Genomic DNA, 15,776 nt, shown 5'->3' on the forward strand with positions numbered 1-15,776 from the left:
TTATGTTGTTTGTTAGATAGACGTTTGATTAGACGAGAGAAACCGTTCTATCAAAGCGATCTTGGATTCAGCAGTACGACGTCACCCTGCTTCAACCCCGTTCGCACTCTCCCCAACTCTCCAAGCTGGATAAGTCGAGTTTCTACCTCACCGCTGTCTTGCACCACTTTTACGTAGTCCAATTGACCAACTTGGTAAACCGCCTCTTTTGGCACGCGAAGTACAACATCGTCGGTCAAGGTCAACGCGACTTTGGCGTATGTACCTGGATAGATAGCCGTTAGCGGCTCAAATTGAAGCTTTACGGTATAACTGCGCGAGTTGGCATCTGCCGACGGCGTCACTTCTTTTACAGCCGCTTGCGCGTTGAGGTTGTAAGACGGAAAAACAACGTCCACTTCTTTATCGTAAGTCACATAAGGCATGACAGACTCAGCAAAGTTCACTTCTATTTCCAACGAGTTTGGATTGTACATTGATAAAAGCAAAGCCCCCGGCGTCGCAGTATCACCTTTGTTGATGGGCTTTTGCGTGATCAAGCCATCAAACGGCGCAGTAATAATGCTGTAGCCAAAGGTCGTTTCCGCCTCAGAGACCGCCGCCTGAGCTTTATTGAAGTTGGCTTGCGCGGTTTGCAACGCACTTTCCGCTTGGTCAAATTGCGATTGAGGGATCAGTTTTTTGTTTAAAAGCGCTCTGACACGAGAAAACTCCTTTCTCGCCGTATTGAGCTGCGCTTGTGCAGAGGATAAAGCCTGCTCACTTTGACGAACTCGCGCATCGAGATCATCGCTTTCTAGCCGCGCCAACACGTCTCCTTGCTTCACTCTATCGCCAACCTTCACCAATACCTCCATCACCGATGCCGTTAACCGTGCCGCGATATCGGCGTGCTGCTCTGCAACGACGACGCCCGGAAACTCTCGAACAACCGATTCGCTGGTTAACATCAGTTGATGTGTCTCTGCGTTATTTACATCAATCTGGTTGGTTTTCGCGTCATGTTCTGTCGGCAACTTTTCTGTAAAAAAACCAGCCATATAGAGAAAAAGAAGCGCGAGTATGGCAAACAGAATCACGCCTAACCATTTGGTATCTAATTTCATTGCTCTTCCTCCATCTGAGGTAATCCATGTCCTTTGGTGTTTTGGTATGCAAGGTTATAAACCACCGGAACCACAAGCAGCGTAAAGATGGTCGAGGCGGTAATACCGAATATGATTGCCCAAGCCAAACCGTTAAAAATTGGGTCTAGCGTAATCACGACGTTACCCAGTAACGTTGTACCCGCGGTCAGCAATATTGGCCGCATACGAACAACACCAGATTCAATCAACGCATCATGTAAACTACGACCTTCAGCCAGCGATTGCTGAACAAATTCAATCAAAACGAGTGAGTTACGCACCACAATCCCTGCTAGCGCAATCATGCCGATCATCGCGGTCGCCGTGAACAGAGCCGGGTTCGGGTAATTACCGATATCACTGCTTAACACATTCAAAATCCAGAACCCCGGCATAATCCCAATCACGGTCAGAGGTATCGCCAGCATGATGATGCCCGATACCGCAGGTAAACCAGTTTGAATCAACATCACCACAAATACGCCAAGTAACGCAGCGCCATAAGCAATGCCTAAATCGCGGAATACGTCCACTGTGATTTTCCATTCCCCTTCACCACTCCAAACCACTTCGATGTTGTCTGGCACGCTCCAAGTGACACCAGCGCCATTGCTCAAGTAAGTGCGCTCTTGCCAGTGACGATGCACATCTTCCGCGTGAGTTGTATCTTGGTCAGCCATCACATCGGCAATCACTTCACCCGGAACACGCCCAACTACCTCGGCGTAGACATACACAACAGGCTTGAGGTTTTTATGGAAAATAGGTTTGTCCGCTGCGCGTTTCACAAAATGACCGACTTCAGACAACTGCACGATAGGCTGAGGAGCATCCACAACAGCCCCATTGGATTCTACTTTTGCAATGCCAGGACGGCCTCGCACATAAAGTTGCTCTAGTTGATTAAGGTTATCTCTGTCTTCGCGTCGGAGCTGCACTTCGATAGGTAATGGGGCCACTTCTCTTGGATCGGCGATATAACCGAGCACTTTGGCGTTCGCGGCGGTAATAAGCGTGTTATTGATATCAGCAACAGAAACACCAGACAGCGCCGCTTTTTCTTGATCAACGATGAACTGCCACGTTTCTAAATCACCTTGGCTGCTGGTATCCACCTCAGAAACCAACTGTTCTTTGCGAAGCCTATCCGCGACTTTCTCTGCTTGAATCATCAGATCTTCATAAGATGTCGCTTCATCACCGTAAACTTCTGCCGTAATGGTGGCGATAACAGGCGGGCCTGGCGGCACTTCGACTAGCTGCACGTCAGCGTCAAAATTATCTGCAATCTGCTCTAAATCCGCCCTGAGTCGTGTCACCAGTTCGTGTGATTGCATTGCGCGGCGATTCTTCTCTGCAAGAACGACTCGAAGCTCGCCTTGGTATGGTTCGCTACGCATAAAGTAGTGGCGCACCATGCCGTTGAAATCCATTGGGGAAGCGGTGCCTGCAAAGCCCGACACACTTGTCACTTCCGGCACCGTCATTAAATAGTCCGTAAAGCTCGACAGCGCGTTAGAGGTATCCACAAAGCTAGAAGACTCTGGCATGTTTAATACCAATTGGAACTCGTTCTTATTGTCATAAGGCAGCAACTTGAGTGGAACTAAGCGAAGTGCTGGCAACAATGCCGCCAAGACGAACAACAAGGCAACCAAACCGAGGAAAAGCCACGCTTTCTTGCGACTTTCCAGTAGCGGAATTAACACACCGCGATACAGGCGATACATCGGCGAAGATTGGATGTCATAGTGGCCGTTTTCCTCAGCACCTTTGAGTAGCTTCTTGGCAAGCCAAGGCGTGATCATAAACGCAACAACGGTACTAAAGATAACGCTGATCGGAACGTTGAACGCCAGTGGCGCCATGTAAGGCCCCATCATCCCAGTGATAAAAAACATCGGCGTAAACACGATCACAATCGCGACCGTCGACATCAGCAAAGCGCTACGAATTTCTGCCATGGCGAGAGCAATCGCGTTGGTTCGTGTCAGATTTTTGCGTTTGAGGTAACGTTCAATGTTGTCGATACTGGCGATAGGATCGTCCACGATCAAACCTAGCGCCAAAATCAATGCAAAGAGTGTGACGCGGTTGATGGAATAGCCAAATGCCAAGTCCATCCCGAGCGCGGCGCCATAGCTAATCGGGATCGCGATACCGACCACCAATGCACTTCGCCAGTTTAGAAACAAACCGACAAACACCACGACCGTTAGAATAGAAATGCCAAGGCTTGATACCAAATTGTTTACTTTTGCGTTCGCCGTTTCGCCATAATCGCGAATGACTGCAACTTGAACTTGTGGAGGAAACTGCTCGGATTGAAGCTCCGCCAGTTTATCCCGAACAGACTGAGATACGTTAACCGCGTTCGAGCCTTTTTGTTTGGCGACAGAAATGAACACCGCTGGGTATGCTTCATCGTGGTTTTTATCGCGATACCAAGTATCGGATGTTGCCTCACCTTCACCATCGTAAATGCGCGCAACATCTTTCAAATAAACGGGTTTGCCATTGAGCACCGCGATAACAAGATCGCCAACCTCTCCGGCGTTAGTCAGAAACCGTCCCGATTCCAATGTGTAATTTTGCCCGTTTACGCGAACGTTCTTGCCTTGAGTTTTACTATTACTGAGCTGAATGGCCTGTTCGAGGTCATCGATGGTTACTTTGAAGTTTGCCATCGCAACAGAATCAAGCTCTATCTGGATTTTTCTCGGCTCACCGCCAATCACTTCCACCTTGTTGGTGGCATCCAATGATTTAATACCTAACGTGGCTTGGTCAGCAATACGTCTCAACTGATGACGATCAAGAATGTCTGGATCGGTGGAATAAATTGCGGCAACAACAATGGGTACATCATCGATCTCAACAGGCTTTACAAGCCAGTTAGTGACAGAAGGAGGAACTTTGTCTTGGTTGGAATAGAGTTTGTTATACAGCTTAACCAGAGCATCTTCGCGGTTTTCGCCGACATAGAAACGAACGATTACCTGCGCAGCACCTTCCATGGACGAGGAATAAACGTATTCCACACCGTAGATTTGGCTAACAAGCTTTTCTAATGGTTCAGTGATTTGATTTTCGACTTGAGAAGCGCTTAGTCCGGGAGCCGAAACCAGTACATCTGCCATCGGCACAACGATTTGTGGATCTTCCTCTTTCGGGGTCAACCACAAGGCCGCAGCACCGACCACAAGCGCGAGCAAGATCATGATAGGAGGGAAAAAGCTGTTCATCACAGACTGAACAAAACTTCGCTTTAGTTTGTCGGGCATCCTTTCCCCTCCATATCAGATTGATTGTTTACGCGTTCGCAGTTTTCATCTTCTTTGCGTTACGGTTAGTAATGATCGCTTTCGCGAACAGAGATCCAACTAACATCGCAAGGAAGAACACCACAATGCTCACGTTGCCTAATGCCAGACTCGCAACCGCAGGGCCGGGGCAAATACCTGCCAAACCCCAACCTAAACCAAAGATCGCCGCACCAGATAACAAACGTCCGTCGATGTACTTATTGGTTGGTGTGCAAAACGCTTCACCGCTAACTGATTGTTTTCTCGGCTTGATGATTAAAAAATAGCTTGGCATGAATACCGCGAGTGCGCCGCCCATCACAAAAGCCAAACTTGGGTCCCAACTGCCAGAAATATCTAAAAATCCAATGACTTTAGCTGGGTTGATCATGCCGGACACCGCCATGCCCAACCCAAACAACACACCGCTCAAAAGAGCAGAAAAACGAAAAATAGTCTTGTTCATGGAATCTCTCTTAAACTAGGTGAAGTCGAACGAATACCGTTAGGCCAGCGACAGCCATAAATACACAGGTCGCCACAATAGAGCGCTTAGACAAACGGCCCATGCCACAAATGCCGTGTCCGCTCGTACATCCGTTACCCAGTCTGGTTCCGATTCCTACCAATAAACCAGCGGCAATCACCATCCCTAAAGAAAGGTTCGCGGTACTAGGAACCGCAACGCCCAACATCAGAACGCTAATCAAGCCACCAGCTATCATTCCAACCGCAAAAAGCAGTCGCCACGAATAATCGCCTTTTTTCGGTGACATAATGCCATTCATAATTCCACTGATTCCGGCAATTTTCCCGTTAACCAACAACAATATAGTGGCGGAGATCCCTAACAAAATGCCACCAAACAACGATTCCCATGGAATAACGTTTAACATTATTTACCTCTAAAATCTTAGCTACGAATTAGTTACAGAAAACGCTATGAAGCGCCTTGATTAATGACTCAACTCTCGGTTCTGACAACGAATAAAACACTTGCTGTGATGCCTTACGAGCCTTGATCAATTTGTGTTTGCGAAGCACCGTCAAGTGCTGTGAAAAGGCGGATTGGCTAAGGAACGAGTTCTTTTGCAGCTCCCCAACACCAACCTCACCTTGGGTCAGTTGGCACAACACCATTAGCCTTTCCGGATGTGCCATTACTTTTAGGAGATCAGCAGCTTCATTGGCATTGCCTTTCATTGCTGCTACATCCATATCTGTATAGCTCATGACTAACCTCTACATTAAAAACTAAATTAGATATTACTAAAACAAAACATTTAGTCAACGCTAAATTAGCAATCATGAATTTAGATAAATTAACATTAGACATTTCTAATTTAGATAATTATAGTGATGAATGTCAAAGGATGGCGTTCTCAGTTTGAGAGTACGAAGGAGAAGAGTTATGACGTTAGAAAATGCAGTACGAATTTTTGCAGGCACGATGGTATTGATCTCGGTCATACTAACCGTGTTCGTTCACAGTAACTTCATTTGGTTCACCGTGTTTATCGGCGTTAATCTTATTCAAAGTGCTTACACGGGAATCTGCCCTGCTGCTTATTTTTTAAAGAAATTTGGTTTTAGATAATCTAGAGCGTAGTGACCTTTCACACTGGCTATTCGTGAAAGGTCAGTTCGCCCTAAAACTTGGAGTTAAAAATGACTAAGATCTTAATCGTCGGTGGTGTTGCAGGTGGTGCATCTGCGGCGGCGCGTGCTCGTCGTCTAAGCGAAGATGCCGAAATCATCATGTTTGAACGTGGCCCATTCGTTTCATTAGTCAACTGTATGATTGACGACATTAAAAATAATTTAGCACTGCTCCTAATATAATCTTAAAAACAAACAAAAATTCACTTGTTTTCGAGTGTATTATTGTTTGTTTTTTACTCGCTAAGTTGGAGTGTCTATATGACCAAAATTCTCATTGTCGGTGGTGTAGCTGGCGGAGCATCAGCAGCAGCCCGCGCTCGTCGTTTAAGTGAAGATGCAGAAATTATTATGTTCGAACGAGGTAATTTCGTGTCTTTTGCTAACTGTGGCCTTCCCTATCACATCGGTGGCGACATCAAAGATCGCAGTAAATTATTGCTACAAACACCAGAAAGCTTTTTAGCGCGTTTCAACGTTGATGTTCGTGTAATGAATGAAGTGGTATCGATAAACCGTCAAGACAAAACAGTGACAGTAAAAAATCTTCTTGATGGCTCAGAATACGAAGAAACATACGACTTCCTATTACTTAGCCCAGGTGCAGGCCCTATCGTTCCACCAATCCCTGGTCTGGATAATCCGTTGACTCATTCACTACGTAATATCCCTGACATGGATCGCATCATTAAAACGATCCAGATGAACAAGCCAGAGCACGCCACGGTTGTAGGCGGCGGTTTCATTGGTTTAGAAGTAATGGAAGCCTTCCACCAACTGGGTATTAAAACCACTTTGCTTGAAATGGCAGAGCAAGTCATGACACCTGTTGACCGTGAAATGGCAGGTTTTGCTCACGCAGAAATCCGTGAAAAAGGGATCGACCTTAAATTGGGCGTTGCTCTTGAGTCTGTACAATTTATTCCAAATGAACATGTGGCTAGCGTGGATGCTGGTGAGAGTGAGAAACATCAACACTTAGAAGGTGAATTGGTTCTTACGCTTAATAACGGTGAAAAACTAACCACCGACATCCTGGTTATGGCTATTGGTGTTCGTCCAGAAACTAAATTAGCAAAAGAAGCAGGATTAGAAATTGGGACGCTTGGTGGTATCTACACTAATGAATACATGCAAACCAGCGATCCTTCAATTTACGCTGTTGGTGATGCAGTTGAAGAAAAAGATTTTGTCACTGGCGAGCAGACACTTGTTCCTTTAGCGGGTCCAGCCAACCGTCAAGGTCGTATGGCAGCCGACAACATGCTAGGTCGTAGCGAGACTTATCAAGGTACACAAGGTACGGCAATTTGTAAGATCTTTGACCTTGCTGTGGCTTCAACGGGTAAAAATGAAAAACAGCTAAAACGAGCAGGTATGGAATACGAAAAAGTCTATGTCCACACCGCAAGCCATGCAAGCTACTATCCTGGCGCTGAAGTCGTTTCATTCAAGATGTTGTTCGATCCAAAGGCTGGTAAGATCTTAGGCGCACAAGCGGTTGGTAAAGATGGCATTGATAAGCGAATTGACATAATGGCTGTTACACAACGAGCTGGCATGACGGTCGAACAACTGCAACATCTGGAGTTGACTTACGCGCCTCCTTACGGCAGTGCAAAAGATGTGATCAACCAAGCTGCGTTTGTCGCAAACAACATCATCAAAGGTGACGCGACTGCGATTCATTATGATGAAATCGATAAATTGTCTGAAAACCAGGTCCTTCTTGATGTACGTAATCCAGGTGAACTTGATTCGGTAGGATATCTTGAAGGTGCAATCAACATTCCTGTTGACCAATTACGTCATCGTATGAACGAGCTACCAAAAGACAAAGAGATTGTGATTTACTGTCAAGTTGGGTTACGTGGTAACGTTGCCTATCGTCAGTTAGTTAACAATGGTTACAAAGCTCGTAATCTAATAGGCGGTTATCGAACCTATCTTCATTCAAAAATGTAATTACTATTAACAAAATTGACAGCCAGCACTTTGATCGCTGGCTGTTGTATACCTTAATAGTCTGTCCACTGTGCTGTAAAATCGGCACTAGCAATTTTGTCAACTAATTGTAAGATTTGGGTACACCTCTCCACCTTCAATTTTCTTCAGAAAAAACAGATGACCAGGTTACTAAGAACCTATCCATAAAGGGATTTATTCCAAACAATGAGGCCACAAGCAAAATGCAGCATGGCATCGTAGTTTTCTATTTTCTTCTCCCAACGAACAAGTAATCTACGATAGCGGTTTAACCAGCTATGGGTTCGCTCCACAATCCAACGATGAGCCTTAAAATCATCAGATTGTTTTAACCTCGCAGCCTCTTATACTCGGATTGAACATGAGGGATGTAGTTCAAAGTAACCAGTTCACATGTAACCACTGGCCTGTATAACCTTTGTCTAGATACAGTGGCATTTGTAAAGGTGGTCAATAACACTCTAATGCTTCTAAAGTTTGAAGTACCAATTTGATATCGTGAACGTTGGCACCATCGCTGACTACGGTAAGTGGCAATCCATTCGCATCCGTCAACAAACTACGTTTTACTCCTTGTTTCGCTCTGTGTGTTGGGTTCTTTCCTGTTTTTTGAGCCAGCTAAGGGGGACAGCCCCATCCACTGATAGAGAACGCCAATCAACTCCACCGTAAACCAGACCGTTTTGCCAAAATCGCTCAAATACTCCCGCATCTCGCCACTCTAGAAAGCGGCGATGCGCAGAGCTAGAGGGACAAATGCATTCCACTGACAAGCAGTTCTGAGAACAAAAAATGCCGTTCATCGCATCGCGGTTATCGACTCGTCTTCGATGCGTACCTAGAGGATTGTTAGTCTTGTGGACGGGAAGTCTCGGCTCTATTTTTTCCCAGAGGGCATCGGAGATTAGGTATTGTGTTGAACTCATTTGCAGTGTTTTCAATAGGTGTTGATTTAACTCAAACAACACCTATTGAGATAGGTCCTAAGTCTTGAACAGTACTGAGCTAGCCACGACAGCAATACCTCTTTTCTACGGAATATTCCGCTTAGATAGCACAGCTTTATGCTGTGCAGGTGCAAATAAAGATTCTTCTTAATACTTACCGTCCAGCTCAACTTGATAGTCACCGATGATCTCTTCAAGTTCGTTTTTATAGGTCGCTGTTCCTTCAACTATCTTATCTTGGTAGTTCGAAATATCGTGCTCAAGCAAGTCAAGAAACTCTGTTAGCACAATATCACTGTCATTTGAGTACTGTTACTCCTTTTAGCTTTATGCTTCATATAAGCCCCCGTATATATGCTTTAGTAATAACCACACTTACCATTTTTACATTGCCATGCATCTATGGCTGAGTCATCTATATAGTACGTAACTGAACCACGTTTACACCGTCTTATTCTACTTTCCCCAGTTAGTTATTTTCTTTTTCACTTTACCCACATCAACACCGAGCGTTCTAACCATAACAAAGGAGCTGATCGCTAGGTTGGGAATTTTTTTAACTGACTTAAGCAACGCGCCCTTTTGCTGACAAGTAGTTAAAAAAGCGCGATTGATTAGCTAAGATACTATTTCAGTTGAAAAGGATTCAGTTAATCGGAAAAGCACTTTCGACGTTAATTTTTTAGTGTTAGTGAAAATCAAAATCCTAATTATCCCTTGTATGTCTATAAGATAAACATTTTAAAAATTACTATTTATCCTCTTCCATATAGGTAAATTTGTAAGACTTTCCAGAGTCAATTCTCTTAGAATTAAAACCAAGCGCTTGGAATATATTTTTAATATTCCTTGTAATTTTAGCTTGGCCTATATTCTCATCTTTACGTTCAGAAATTTTGAGTTTATTTGGAAGAATATGATTGATGATGCTTCTATGGTTATATAGTTCCTTATCTATACCTATAAATGAACCATGAAAGTTTTTACCTTTATACTCTTCTCTGCTAGAGATAATAATAAAGTCTTGAACTAAACCGACCTTAAGTATACTTCGAAGGAGTAGAGCTGCATCGAGTTTAGTTTTCTCAATTGCTGAGCCTAACTGACCAATACTTCTCCCTGTCCTGATAATTTCTAACACATCTTTATCAAAGTGAGGATTTTTTTTCTTACCATAAAAACCACTTGGTAAATTATCAAATGAATCTTCAACAATATTGAACTTCAACTTAGCTAAGGTTAGTTTAAGAGCATCATAAAAATTATCAATCAGCACTTTCTTTCTAAATTCGATACTAGACTCTATCCAATCCTCAGGAGAATTATTATATTTATTATGGTCTAACGTGCTCGGTGTAGATAGACCAAAAATGCCAAATCGGATCTTCTTTGCTTTCCGTAATCGTCTAGAAGACTGTATTATTTCCTTAGGCGTCAGAATTTTATCACATAAACAATAAACGGTATCCGTGTAATTCGATTCAATACTGAAGCCTTCTTTTAAAACTGGACTGCATATAACAGTATGATACTTAAATATTTCCGTATTTGGGCTACGGATAAATTTTTCGACAGCCTCTTCATGGCGTCCTTTCAAAAATTTGCTTGCCACAATAACGAGTATTTTGTTATCCAAGGCACTTATATAATCTACATTGCCATCATCACTAAAAAATCCCGATTCTCTTAAGATAGCATCAACTTTATCTTTTGAAGATGAGAATACAAAACAGTTCTCATTCACATTTTGGATTTTATCAATGATAGTTTGTTTTTCATGACTTCCATTTAAAAGAGATACCTCTATAGACCCAAAATCATGTTCTAGACAAGAATTATATGCGTTCGCAAGTAATACGTTTCTTTCAAGCTTTAACAAGCTTTTGATGACATTTTTTGTTATTTTGTTAGTAATATCCGCGTCCATTAACAACAGTTTCGTATTAGGGTCATTTAATGAATATTGAAGTAATTCTCTAACTATAGATTTTTCACGTTCGTCTATATAGCTATTACTTTTTGAATATAATGCCTCAAAAACTTTTTCCACCTCATCAATAATAATTATATCTGATGACATCACAGAATCTATAATATGCGGTTTACTTAATGATTTTAATGTCGTAGCAATATGTTTACTTTCTTCAATTTCATAGAGAACTGCTTCTGATGTTATAATATGGCAAGGCTCTAATTCTACCATTAACTGACTGACTTTTTCTTGTAGCCTATGCTCATAAGACTGAATTACCGACTTCAAATTTGAAATTATCGATGTTTTTTTTCCTATGCGATGAGCATGAATAACAACGTCTAGAGCCAAATCAGTTTTACCACTACCTGTACCTGATTTTAATAGAGTAATATCAGGTATAAACTTCCACAAGTCCCCTCGCCCCATACCTCGCAAACGTTTTAAATATAGGATATTCAACTCACTATTGCCATTAATTGCACCTTCAAAATAAATAAAAGAACCAGGATCAGTCACTTCTTTTGAAAAAACCAATGACTCATCAACTATATGATGAACAAAATTTTCGGCTGACTTTCTTTTAATCTCTACAACTGAGGTTAAATCTAGATCTAATGAAAATGCAATTGCACTATCTATATCTTCTTGACTAAATTGATCTTTTACAGATTTTCTAGCTTTCAACATAGCCATTGATGTGCAAAAGTTCGATGCATTATGCCTTGTCAAAAATTTATATACAGATAAATAGTAATTAAAAGTTATGTCTTCAATAAGTGGGTTACTTAAAAACTCAAATATTACGTTTCCATCAAGATCATGAAAGAGCATGCTTTTTATATTGGATATATTTGATTCTTTATAAATAAAAAAATTATTAAACATTGAAAACGAGACTTTTTCATCAGAGATATAAATCGCTTTCAACCAATTTTTAACTATAAGACCTCGTTTATGATATTCTAAAACTCTTTGTATATCATTAACATGTTTAATATGTATGACTCTTCGATTATCGTACATAGCCCATTCTGGAAGCATATCTGATAATACAATGATGCACTCATTACATTTTTTATTTCCATGTAATGAGAAATACTCTTTACTGTTTTCCATTAAATTATAATCATATGAAAATTGATGTATTACTATCAATCAAAGCGAGATACCTTATCGTGAATGACACTGTTCCGTACCTTCACCCAACTGTCCTATTAAAATAAAAATGCTTTGTAAATCTAACATATTACATGAATTCCCGACTGATTGTCATAGTAACAAGTCTCTAATGAATGACGACTTGTGACCCCTTAACCTTATAGTAGTACAGCAACTCCATGTTTATTGGCGCAGCTACGCTGCGAGAAACGATAGGTAAGCCCTGTGTCGTGTCCGTGCCCAACTGTGTTTCCTCATTTCTCCCGCTTCCTTTACGCTATGCACTTTTTACGTGAATATATAAATTTGACGATAAGTGCATAGCTGACGTCATCCCACCATTTGGTATTGCACAGCTTCGCTGTGCTGACTTGACGCAGCTGCGCAGCGAGAAACGATAGGTAGGCTCTGTGTCGTATCCGTGCTCAACTGTTTTATGGCCAGAAATTACACTTCAAGTAACTGATAGAAGTGCCTTAGCGTATATACTCACTTCTCTAATCCCAATGACCAATGTAATATGAAGTAGTCAATCAATCTTAAGGCCATGATAGTTTGAAGTTTTACGTTGTCTCAGACCTACATCTCGACATACACGGAATACGACGTGATTTTTGGCATGACTTCGATAAAGAAGCTACTTTGATCGTTGCAGGTGACACGGCGAACGGTCTCTCAGGCATAGCATACGTAAAGAATGTACTTTGCCGCCACTTTAAAACAGTCATCATCATTGCTGGAAACCATGAATGGTATAGCAATAAAAGTAAATCCTACTGTAAAAAAAGCGCACTCCTTGGCGACGAATCCATTACCAAATCTGGCGTTATCAAAGATTATACGAGTTCAGTACTAGTAAAGCTTAAGGCTCATAGCGATACTACTAAAAACCTGTTCTTTTTGAATAATGAATCGATTGAGTTGGAAGGATTCACTATCTTTGGTGGAACGCTCTGGTTTCCTATCCATACATACTCTGCCGAGCTTGTAGAAGCATATTCTGAGTTGATGAACGACATTAAGTTTATTGACAGCTCAATGATTGAAGAGCAGTACAAATCGTTCGTTAAGAACCTACCAGAAAAAGTTGATCTTGTTGTTTCACATCATCTTCCTTCTAAAGAAGCCTTCGCCTCAGAAGTAAATGCCAACAGTGTCTATACTCCCTATTACCAAGCAGGGCTAAGTAATGATTTGATTTCAAGAGCGAGGTTTTGGGTGGCTGGACATCAACATAATGCTGTAGAGAAAGTCATCGCTGACGGTAATACCACCTTAATTTGTAACCCCAAAGGCTCTGTCCGCTTGAGCAGTGGATTACTTTCTAAGAAAGCTTATACCCTCTAACCGCTAAATAACAACATACTTTCCATATGCAAGTCCTGGTTGGTTTCCTCTTCTACACCTTTCCATGAATTTCGCATTGATTATCTGAAATAGGGCTGAACCACTCTGTTATTGTTTAAACCAGTTTGTAGTTCACTGCTTTATGAAAGTGAGGCTCCCCATTGTTCATATCGAGTTTTTCCGAGCAATAAGGACAAAAGCGAATATTAAACGCCGTTTGCCATAAAAGTTCTCCCACATTATTGATTTCCGTGCTTAGCTCCAAGTCTCTTTCTTTTGCAGTTTCTGAAATGAATAGAAACCATTGTCGATCTGATGTGTAATGATCAGTGAAATAGATAACAACCTCTTCTGGCATGCGTTCACATTGATGTTGTTTATTCATGCATTCACCTTCGGCTTTTATGAGTTTATCTGTCTAAAAGAATACGAAGTTTTCTGATGTTTCAGTCGCTACGTTTCTTCTCGATTTATACCTGTTACAACCATATAGCCCAGGAACACGAGACTCCTTTTGGTTCGGACTTTGCTGATATAAATTGTTGGTAACGGACTTTTCTTTAGTTGCAGAATACCTAAAGCGCTCGAGTTGATCTTCAACTGTTAATGAATTAGCTTTAAAAATTGCTTCTTCATCTGAAATACATAAAATATTATTATCGACATTCTTATCAGAAACAATTTCAACACTTCTTTTATTGATGTAATGATACTTTCTTTTTTTCTTATTTTTCAGTTCAACACTCATAACTATATCCATTAAAAATAAAACCAACAACTTTAATTAACCATAATTAACCCCCTCTGTAAAGAATATTTTAAAACTTTATATTCCCCTTAATTTAATAATTAAAAATTTAATTATTAAATTCCAAAAAAAATATAACCACCTGTAGTTATGACTATATGGCTCTATCAACTTAATGTTGTGTTAATATTAAACATAACATAGAATAATGTAGCTAAAGCCAATAACTTTAATCATTTTTAATGTAAGGAGTTCCATCTTGAAAATGATTTTCGAAATGCAGTATCGGCGTACAGAAAAGTTTATCTATAAACGTGAGGAGATCTGCTCAATCTTTAGAAGTGATGATATTGAGCAGATCATTGCAAAATATGGCTACATTGTCAGTATTGATTTAGAGCGATTTGTTTACTTGCGTTCGACATTGCCGCCTGATTTCTTTGACAAACTAGCCTTGTCACTGCGAGAAGGCGAACTGTGTTACATCTCTTTCGAAGATGCCCTATCACGTTGGAGTGTTATCTCCCAAATTCCAATGGTTTTAATTCTCGGCACAACTGGGAAGTCGGGGTTTTATAAGACTAGATTTGGCAGCATTGAGTTTGTGCATGTTCCTCATAGCCATGAAGTAATAATGGCTAACACAACTGAACCTTATGACACTATTCGTCTTGCAAAGAAACTTTTCGCTTTTGAGGACTTAAAAAGGATTGATAGAAACATGCACCTTATCGATTACGAAGAGCTATACGCTGAAGATTAAATTGATAAAAACAGGCTTCATACATTCGATTCAAAAACATTTGACAATTACTAATTAAGGCATTAGCTTTGTAATTGTGTAATTTAAGCCCCAATTTTACGCATTTAAATTAATCTATAATAAATTAAACATTAAATCTTTTTTTTGGGGAGGTTTGATTTATTAAGGATTAATTTATGAGTTTTGCTATATCTAAGAATCAAAAAGCACTGTCACCACAGCCTAACTATGTTGACGCCAGTTCTCTTGTTACCTTAAATTTCAGTGTATTAAAACACCATCCTCGAACAGTTCATTTTCAAGACCCCATTGATTTATTTGTTGTATTCGCTCAAGCCCATACACTTGTATGTTTATCACATCAGTACTCAGAAGATAGAAGTCTTTTATCTGGGCGTTTATCAAATCGCTTTCTTCATCAAGTTGAGAGTTTTGATGACATTCTAGATGTCGTGTTTACGATGAACAAATCGAACTTCATGAAAACACATTGCGAAGATAATCAGTTAAAGATTTATTTCAATGATGATTTATCTGATTCTGAAAGAATCATTTCAAATTGTTTTTCATTACAAGAGTGGCTTTGTCGATTAAGTCAACGTTCATCATTATAATTATGCACTTCCTCATCCCATCGATTTTGCCAGTGCATCCGCACTGGCTTTTTTTAATCACTCAGTATCAATCTTAAACGTTGTGACCTTAACCTCAACTTCACGATTTTTCACTTCCCTGCCTATAAAATCATCCCCTGACCTTTC

14 protein-coding genes and 3 pseudogenes are annotated in these 15,776 nt (G+C 41.0%); 6 read left to right on the plus strand and 11 right to left on the minus strand.

Annotated features, from left to right (window positions below):
* Window positions 1-50: 50 nt before the first annotated feature.
* The 5 genes from L3V27_RS03630 to L3V27_RS03650 are packed head-to-tail and all read right to left on the minus strand — an operon-like array spanning window position 51 to window position 5,665.
* A complete protein-coding gene (locus L3V27_RS03630) occupies window positions 51-1,106 on the minus strand; it encodes an efflux RND transporter periplasmic adaptor subunit (RefSeq protein WP_012842254.1) in 1,056 nt (351 codons plus the stop codon).
* Entirely contained in the window at window positions 1,103-4,411 is a 3,309-nt protein-coding gene (locus L3V27_RS03635; protein WP_237311045.1) for an efflux RND transporter permease subunit, read from the minus strand. The genes L3V27_RS03630 and L3V27_RS03635 overlap by 4 nt, the downstream gene beginning before the upstream one ends.
* 28 nt (window positions 4,412-4,439) lie before the next feature.
* Entirely contained in the window at window positions 4,440-4,898 is a 459-nt protein-coding gene (locus L3V27_RS03640; protein WP_237311046.1) for a YeeE/YedE family protein, read from the minus strand.
* A 10-nt stretch (window positions 4,899-4,908) separates the two neighbouring features.
* On the minus strand, window positions 4,909-5,328 hold the full coding sequence (locus tag L3V27_RS03645) for a YeeE/YedE family protein (protein WP_005394547.1): 420 nt from the start codon (window positions 5,326-5,328) through the stop codon (window positions 4,909-4,911).
* 28 nt (window positions 5,329-5,356) lie between these two features.
* Window positions 5,357-5,665: a metalloregulator ArsR/SmtB family transcription factor gene (locus tag L3V27_RS03650; RefSeq protein WP_012842251.1), complete on the minus strand. Its 309-nt coding sequence runs from the start codon at window positions 5,663-5,665 to the stop codon at window positions 5,357-5,359.
* Window positions 5,666-5,843: 178 nt separating this feature from the next.
* Here L3V27_RS03650 and L3V27_RS03655 point away from each other — a divergent pair, with 178 nt between their 5' ends.
* From L3V27_RS03655 to L3V27_RS03665, 3 genes and pseudogenes are all read left to right on the plus strand, one after another.
* Window positions 5,844-6,029 carry a DUF2892 domain-containing protein gene (locus L3V27_RS03655; protein ID WP_012842250.1) on the plus strand — a complete coding sequence of 62 codons (186 nt, stop codon included), beginning with the start codon at window positions 5,844-5,846 and terminating at the stop codon, window positions 6,027-6,029.
* A gap of 71 nt (window positions 6,030-6,100) precedes the next feature.
* A pseudogene (locus L3V27_RS03660) lies at window positions 6,101-6,229 on the plus strand (pyridine nucleotide-disulfide oxidoreductase); the annotation flags it as partial.
* A 123-nt stretch (window positions 6,230-6,352) separates the two neighbouring features.
* The gene (locus L3V27_RS03665) at window positions 6,353-8,056 is read left to right on the plus strand and encodes an FAD-dependent oxidoreductase (RefSeq protein WP_237311048.1); all 1,704 of its coding nucleotides are present in this window, start codon (window positions 6,353-6,355) and stop codon (window positions 8,054-8,056) included.
* A 179-nt stretch (window positions 8,057-8,235) separates the two neighbouring features.
* On the opposite strand, the pseudogene L3V27_RS03670 reads toward L3V27_RS03665, so the two are convergent.
* From L3V27_RS03670 to L3V27_RS03685, 4 genes and pseudogenes are all read right to left on the minus strand, one after another.
* Window positions 8,236-9,003 (minus strand): annotated as a pseudogene (locus L3V27_RS03670) (IS5 family transposase).
* Window positions 9,004-9,171: 168 nt separating this feature from the next.
* Window positions 9,172-9,312, minus strand: coding sequence for a hypothetical protein (locus tag L3V27_RS03675; RefSeq protein ID WP_005376200.1), 141 nt, complete (start codon window positions 9,310-9,312; stop codon window positions 9,172-9,174).
* Window positions 9,313-9,407: 95 nt separating this feature from the next.
* Window positions 9,408-9,522: pseudogene (locus L3V27_RS23410) on the minus strand (IS5/IS1182 family transposase); the annotation flags it as partial.
* A 253-nt stretch (window positions 9,523-9,775) separates the two neighbouring features.
* Complete coding sequence (locus L3V27_RS03685; RefSeq protein WP_193280002.1) at window positions 9,776-12,115, minus strand: hypothetical protein; 2,340 nt, start codon at window positions 12,113-12,115, stop codon at window positions 9,776-9,778.
* A 597-nt stretch (window positions 12,116-12,712) separates the two neighbouring features.
* Between L3V27_RS03685 and L3V27_RS03690 the strand changes: the two genes are divergently transcribed.
* Window positions 12,713-13,504, plus strand: coding sequence for a metallophosphoesterase (locus L3V27_RS03690; protein WP_180208771.1), 792 nt, complete (start codon window positions 12,713-12,715; stop codon window positions 13,502-13,504).
* A 115-nt stretch (window positions 13,505-13,619) separates the two neighbouring features.
* Here L3V27_RS03690 and L3V27_RS03695 read toward each other — a convergent pair whose 3' ends face one another.
* Window positions 13,620-13,889, minus strand: coding sequence for a hypothetical protein (locus tag L3V27_RS03695; RefSeq protein ID WP_086715067.1), 270 nt, complete (start codon window positions 13,887-13,889; stop codon window positions 13,620-13,622).
* Between the two features lie 33 nt (window positions 13,890-13,922).
* Complete coding sequence (locus tag L3V27_RS03700) at window positions 13,923-14,252, minus strand: hypothetical protein (protein WP_180208770.1); 330 nt, start codon at window positions 14,250-14,252, stop codon at window positions 13,923-13,925.
* Between the two features lie 277 nt (window positions 14,253-14,529).
* Between L3V27_RS03700 and L3V27_RS03705 the strand changes: the two genes are divergently transcribed.
* Both L3V27_RS03705 and L3V27_RS03710 read left to right on the plus strand, forming a co-directional pair.
* Window positions 14,530-15,015 (plus strand): hypothetical protein, encoded by a 486-nt coding sequence (locus tag L3V27_RS03705; RefSeq protein WP_180208779.1) that lies wholly within the window; start codon window positions 14,530-14,532, stop codon window positions 15,013-15,015.
* A gap of 176 nt (window positions 15,016-15,191) precedes the next feature.
* Window positions 15,192-15,629 (plus strand): hypothetical protein, encoded by a 438-nt coding sequence (locus L3V27_RS03710; protein WP_180208769.1) that lies wholly within the window; start codon window positions 15,192-15,194, stop codon window positions 15,627-15,629.
* Window positions 15,630-15,776: the final 147 nt, after the last annotated feature.

Origin of the sequence: Vibrio sp. J2-3(2022) (genome assembly GCF_021725735.1) — a bacterium.
Taxonomy (GTDB): Bacteria; Pseudomonadota; Gammaproteobacteria; order Enterobacterales; family Vibrionaceae; genus Vibrio; species Vibrio diabolicus.

What these genes read in the sequence shown, in the direction of transcription:
- L3V27_RS03630 (WP_012842254.1), bottom strand. Translation starts at nt 1,106, where the DNA reads ATGAAATTAGATACCAAATGGTTAGGCGTGATTCTGTTTGCCATACTC.
- L3V27_RS03635 (WP_237311045.1), bottom strand. Translation starts at nt 4,411, where the DNA reads ATGCCCGACAAACTAAAGCGAAGTTTTGTTCAGTCTGTGATGAACAGC.
- L3V27_RS03640 (WP_237311046.1), bottom strand. Translation starts at nt 4,898, where the DNA reads ATGAACAAGACTATTTTTCGTTTTTCTGCTCTTTTGAGCGGTGTGTTG.
- L3V27_RS03645 (WP_005394547.1), bottom strand. Translation starts at nt 5,328, where the DNA reads ATGTTAAACGTTATTCCATGGGAATCGTTGTTTGGTGGCATTTTGTTA.
- L3V27_RS03650 (WP_012842251.1), bottom strand. Translation starts at nt 5,665, where the DNA reads ATGAGCTATACAGATATGGATGTAGCAGCAATGAAAGGCAATGCCAAT.
- L3V27_RS03655 (WP_012842250.1), top strand. Translation starts at nt 5,844, where the DNA reads ATGACGTTAGAAAATGCAGTACGAATTTTTGCAGGCACGATGGTATTG.
- L3V27_RS03665 (WP_237311048.1), top strand. Translation starts at nt 6,353, where the DNA reads ATGACCAAAATTCTCATTGTCGGTGGTGTAGCTGGCGGAGCATCAGCA.
- L3V27_RS03685 (WP_193280002.1), bottom strand. Translation starts at nt 12,115, where the DNA reads ATGGAAAACAGTAAAGAGTATTTCTCATTACATGGAAATAAAAAATGT.
- L3V27_RS03695 (WP_086715067.1), bottom strand. Translation starts at nt 13,889, where the DNA reads ATGAATAAACAACATCAATGTGAACGCATGCCAGAAGAGGTTGTTATC.
- L3V27_RS03700 (WP_180208770.1), bottom strand. Translation starts at nt 14,252, where the DNA reads ATGAGTGTTGAACTGAAAAATAAGAAAAAAAGAAAGTATCATTACATC.
- L3V27_RS03705 (WP_180208779.1), top strand. Translation starts at nt 14,530, where the DNA reads ATGCAGTATCGGCGTACAGAAAAGTTTATCTATAAACGTGAGGAGATC.
- L3V27_RS03710 (WP_180208769.1), top strand. Translation starts at nt 15,192, where the DNA reads ATGAGTTTTGCTATATCTAAGAATCAAAAAGCACTGTCACCACAGCCT.